Here is a 4,481-nt window from a genome sequence, read left to right as displayed (position 1 = left end):
ACCTTGGCCTGCGTGTACCAGAAGACGCGGTCCTTCATGTTTCTCTGCGGCACGGTCGACCAGCCCCAGGAGGCGATCCCCTTCGTCATCTTGGCGAAGCCCGCCGGCATGTGGATATAGGGATGCCAGTCCTTGCCGCCAGCTTCGAGCAGCAAGACCGAGTTGCCCGGATCCTCGCTCAGCCGGTTGGCCAGAACGCAGCCGGCCGGCCCGGCGCCCACGATGATGTAGTCGGTCATGAAACCATCCATTTACAGTCGCGCCACGGAGAGCGCACCGTCGACATTGATGATCGAGCCGGTCGAAAAGCCGAGCTTGCCACCGGCGAGCGTTGCCACCACCGCACCGATATCCGATGCTTCGCCCCAGCGCTTTGCCGGCACCAGACCACCGTCGATGAGGGCGTCGTATTTGGCGGTCACGCCTGAGGTCATGTCGGTGCGGATGATGCCGGGCCGCACCTCGAACACGCCTATGTTTTCGGGAGCCAACCGCAGCGCCAGGTTCTTCACCCACATCGAAAGTGCGGCTTTCGAGATGCAGTAGTCCGGCCGCTCCGGCGATGCCATTTCGGCGCTGACCGAGGTGATGGTGATGATTGATTTCGGGGGATCGCCTGGCGCGGCGAGCATCGCCTTGGCCACGGCCTGGCTGAGGAACACAGTGCCGCGCAGATTGATGCCGAGCGTGCGGTCGAAATTCTCCGGCTTGAGGTCCAAGAGGTCACCGCGCACCACGGCGCCGACGCCGGCATTGTTGACCAGGCAATCGATACGGTCGAAGGCGCGCATCGCGGCATCGACAAGTGCGGTGTGGCTGGCGAGATCGGCGATGTCGCACTGGATGTAGGCAAATTTCGCGCCACGCTTGGTGATGTCGGCGGCAAGTCCGTCAGCGGCTGTTTCGGCAAGGTCGGCGACCAGAATATCGTAGCCGCCATCCGCCAGCGCCTGGGCACAGGCAAGGCCAATGCCCCGCGCGCCGCCGGTGACGATGGCGGAGGGGCGGGTCATTGGAAGCTAGCCTTGCGGATGTCAGCGCCGCCCCTCATCGCCCTGCCGGAGCGTTCGTCGTTCGAAAAGCCAAGCAGTTGGCTTTTCGTCCGCTGCGCGGACCACTCCTCAACCCCCCGTATAGTGACGGGGAGAAGGACGCTCGCGCCGCCGTTCTCGCCAATCGCCAAAGGATCGCCGAGGTTGCGACCAGCTTTCTTCTCCCCGTTTACGGGGAGAAGGTGCCGGCAGGCGGATGAGGGGCGGCGCAAACCGATCATGCCGTAAGCTCCACCTTGCGGATGTGATCGGCAACGCGCATTGCCTGGGCGGCGATCGACAGCGCCGGGTTCACGGCGGCCGAATTGGGCAAGAAGCTTCCGTCGACGACGAAGAGGTTCCGGTGGTCGAAGGAGCGGCAGTAAGGGTCGAGCGCCGCCGTCGCCGGATCGTCGCCCATCTTTATCGTGCCGCATTGGTGCGACGGCGTGCGCTTGTCGAAGGGGCGCGACAGAACGATGGGATAACCGCAGGCGCGGAAATTTTCGCGCATCACCTTGGTCAGCCCGTCGAGCGACCGCATGTTGGAGCGCCGCCATTGCATGACGATGTCCTTGCCGTCGACCATGATGCGGCTTTCCGGATCGGGCAGATCCTCGCACATCAGGTACCAGTCGACGGCGTGGCCGGCCATGAAATCGAGCGCGAATCCCGGCGTGTATTTGACATTGGCCCGCAGCATGTTGCCGTCGATCTTGCCGAGCAACTGGACGTTCCCCAGCGGCTTGCCGCCCTTGCCGTCGGACAGGTAATAGTCGTTCAGCATCAAGGTCTTCTGGTAGACGGCATCGTTGCGACGGCGCGGGTCGATCGCCAGCATGGCGCTGGAATTGTGGTTCATGAAATTGCGGCCGACCTGGTCGGCGCGGTTGGCTAGGCCTTTGCCATCCGATGTGGGCGAGCGCAGCAGGATGACAGCGGAGTTGACCGCGCCGGCCGAGAGGATGACCAGCTTCGGTGATACTTTCTTCAGCTCGCCATTCTGCCGGTAGTGAATGGCTGATATCGTCGTGCCGTCTGGCGAGGCTTCGAGATATTCGACGTAGGCGCCGGTTTCGAGCTTGATGTTCTGGTCGGTGAGGGCCGCCGTCAGCGGTCCCGTTTGTGCGTCGACCTTGCCTTGGCCGGTGTTCGGGAAAGCATCCCAGCCGGTCTTGCCCTCCTTCAGCCAGGTGTCGATGTCGACACCGAGCGGCAGCGAGGCCGGATGCAGGCCAAGGTTTTTCAGCTCGGCGCGGGCGCGGGCGATCGGTGCCTCGTCGGGCACCGGCTTGTAGGCGTAGGGGATCGAATGGAACGGCTCGGTCGGATCCTCGCCCAGTGCACCGCGCACGCGAAACAGCTGTTCGGCTTTCGAATACCAGGGCTCGAATTCGTCATAGGTGAACGGCCATGCCGGAGAGACTCCGCCGAAATGCTCCATGGCCGCAAAGTCCTCCTTGCGGTAGCGGATCAGCACCGCGCCGTAGAACTTCGAATTGCCGCCGACATAGTAATAATTGCCGGGGTTGAAGGCGGCGCCGCCGGCCTCACGCCACATCTCCTTCGGCCTGTAATGGCCGTCGACGAAGATCGAGCGCGTGTCGCGCGCGTGCGGCGTCGCCGGCAACGGCTCGCCGCGCTCCAGCATCAGGATCGAGGCGCCGCTGCCGGCAAGGCCGGAAGCGATCGTAGCGCCGCCGATGCCGGAGCCGATGATGACGATGTCCGGATTTGTCATGGCCTAAATCGCGTCCCGACGCGCTTTAGTTTTTTGTTTTGATGCATGTCGTTGCCCCAAAACCGGATCCACTTTTGGGCGACATACATTAGCGAATACGGGTCTCGGTCGCCGGGTCGAAGAACACCGCCTTGGTCAGGTTGAAGGCAAGCGGCGTGTTGGTGCCCGGCTGGATGTTGGCGTCGGCGCGCAGCCGCGCCACCACGCCCTTGCCGCCGAGATTGGTGACGGCGAAAGTGTCCGAGCCGGCCGGTTCGACGACCTCGATGTGACAGTCGGCGGTTGCGATGTGCGAGGCGTTGCGCTCGGCACCTTCCGGATCGGTCAGGGCTTCGGGGCGGACACCGAAGATGATCGGTTTGCCCTGGAATGCCGACAGGCCGGCCGGTGCATTGGCCATCGGCAGCGAGATCGGCTCTCGTGCTTCGCGCTGCAGCACGACGGACAGCGCGTTGCCTGACGTGCCGATCGTCGCCGGGATCAGGTTCATCGCCGGCGAGCCCATGAAATCGGCGACGAAGAGATTGCTCGGGTTGTTGTAAATTTCGGCCGGCGTACCGAACTGCTGCACCTCGCCATCGCGCATGACCGCGATCTTGGTGGCCAGCGTCATCGCCTCGATCTGGTCGTGTGTGACGTAGACGATGGTGGTGCCGGTGGTGGCATGCAGGCGCTTGATTTCGATGCGCATGTCAACACGCAGCTTGGCGTCGAGGTTGGACAAGGGCTCGTCGAACAGGAACAGTTTTGGGTCGCGCACCAGCGCCCGGCCCATGGCGACGCGCTGGCGCTGGCCGCCGGAAAGCTGGCTCGGCTTGCGCTGCAAGAGGTGGCCGATCTGCAGCACCTTGGCCACCTTGTCGATGGCCTTCTGGCGCTCCGCCGCCGGCACGCCGCGCATCTCCATGCCGAAGGAGATGTTTCCGGCCACCGTCATGTTGGGGTAGAGCGCGTAGCTCTGGAAAACCATGGCGATGTCGCGCTTGGAAGGATGCAGATCGTTGATGGTGCGGCCGTCGACCCGGATTTCGCCCGAGGTGATCGTCTCCAGGCCGGCGATGGTGTTGAGCAAGGTCGACTTGCCGCAGCCGGAAGGGCCGACCAGCACCAGGAAGCCGCCTTTCTCGAGCTCGACATCGATCCCCTTCAGGATCTCGACCTGGCCGAAGCGCTTCCTCAAACCATCAATTTCCAGAAAAGCCATCGGATTATCCTTTGACGGCGCCCGCCATCAGACCGCGCACGAAATAGCGGCCGGCGAGCACATAGACGAGAAGGGTGGGCAGTGCCGCGATCATCGCGGCGGCCATGTTGACGTTGTATTCGACGACGCCGGTCGACGTGTTGACGACGTTGTTGAGCGCCACCGTCATAGGCATCGCGTCGCCAGTGCCGGCGTAAGCCGAGGCGAACAGGAAGTCGTTCCAGATGTTGGTGAACTGATAGATAACGGTGACGACGAAGATCGGCATCGAGTTCGGCAGCATGATGCGGCGGAAGATCTGGAAGAAGGATGCGCCGTCGACCTGTGCCGCCTTGACCAGTTCGGTGGGGAACGCCTCGTAGTAGTTGCGGAAGAACAGCGTGGTGAAGCCGATGCCGTAGACGACGTGGACGAAAACCAGATTGACGGTCGGATTGCCGAGCCCAAAGCTGGTTCCCGTTGCATTCTGCAGCGTGACGCCGAAGCGGCCGAGGCTGCCGAGGAT

6 protein-coding genes are annotated in these 4,481 nt (G+C 63.2%); all 6 read right to left on the bottom strand.

Annotation, left to right across the window (positions count from 1 at the left end; all coding sequences use genetic code 11):
- A partial coding sequence (locus EN939_RS22370; protein WP_164751145.1) for an NAD(P)-binding protein occupies window positions 1-239 on the bottom strand: 239 nt, incomplete at its 3' end.
- A 12-nt stretch (window positions 240-251) separates the two neighbouring features.
- Complete coding sequence (locus EN939_RS22365) at window positions 252-1,013, bottom strand: 3-ketoacyl-ACP reductase (RefSeq protein ID WP_127269732.1); 762 nt, start codon at window positions 1,011-1,013, stop codon at window positions 252-254.
- Window positions 1,010-1,273 carry a hypothetical protein gene (locus EN939_RS22360; RefSeq protein ID WP_127269730.1) on the bottom strand — a complete coding sequence of 88 codons (264 nt, stop codon included), beginning with the start codon at window positions 1,271-1,273 and terminating at the stop codon, window positions 1,010-1,012. Before EN939_RS22360 ends, EN939_RS22365 begins: the two co-directional genes overlap by 4 nt.
- On the bottom strand, window positions 1,270-2,772 hold the full coding sequence (locus EN939_RS22355; RefSeq protein WP_127269728.1) for a GMC oxidoreductase: 1,503 nt from the start codon (window positions 2,770-2,772) through the stop codon (window positions 1,270-1,272). The genes EN939_RS22360 and EN939_RS22355 overlap by 4 nt, the downstream gene beginning before the upstream one ends.
- An 88-nt stretch (window positions 2,773-2,860) precedes the next feature.
- The gene (locus EN939_RS22345; RefSeq protein WP_023810089.1) at window positions 2,861-3,976 is read right to left on the bottom strand and encodes an ABC transporter ATP-binding protein; all 1,116 of its coding nucleotides are present in this window, start codon (window positions 3,974-3,976) and stop codon (window positions 2,861-2,863) included.
- A 4-nt stretch (window positions 3,977-3,980) separates the two neighbouring features.
- On the bottom strand, window positions 3,981-4,481 hold a 501-nt coding region (locus EN939_RS22340; RefSeq protein ID WP_164751144.1), incomplete at its 5' end, for a carbohydrate ABC transporter permease.

Origin of the sequence: Mesorhizobium sp. M7A.F.Ca.CA.002.05.1.1, assembly GCF_003998335.1 — a bacterium.
GTDB lineage: Bacteria > Pseudomonadota > Alphaproteobacteria > Rhizobiales > Rhizobiaceae > Mesorhizobium.
This window is presented reverse-complemented; position numbering and strand designations above follow the sequence as displayed.

Excerpts from the sequence above, each read along its gene's own strand:
- EN939_RS22365 (WP_127269732.1), bottom strand. The coding sequence starts at position 1,013 with ATGACCCGCCCCTCCGCCATCGTCACCGGCGGCGCGCGGGGCATTGGC.
- EN939_RS22360 (WP_127269730.1), bottom strand. The coding sequence starts at position 1,273 with ATGATCGGTTTGCGCCGCCCCTCATCCGCCTGCCGGCACCTTCTCCCC.
- EN939_RS22355 (WP_127269728.1), bottom strand. The coding sequence starts at position 2,772 with ATGACAAATCCGGACATCGTCATCATCGGCTCCGGCATCGGCGGCGCT.
- EN939_RS22345 (WP_023810089.1), bottom strand. The coding sequence starts at position 3,976 with ATGGCTTTTCTGGAAATTGATGGTTTGAGGAAGCGCTTCGGCCAGGTC.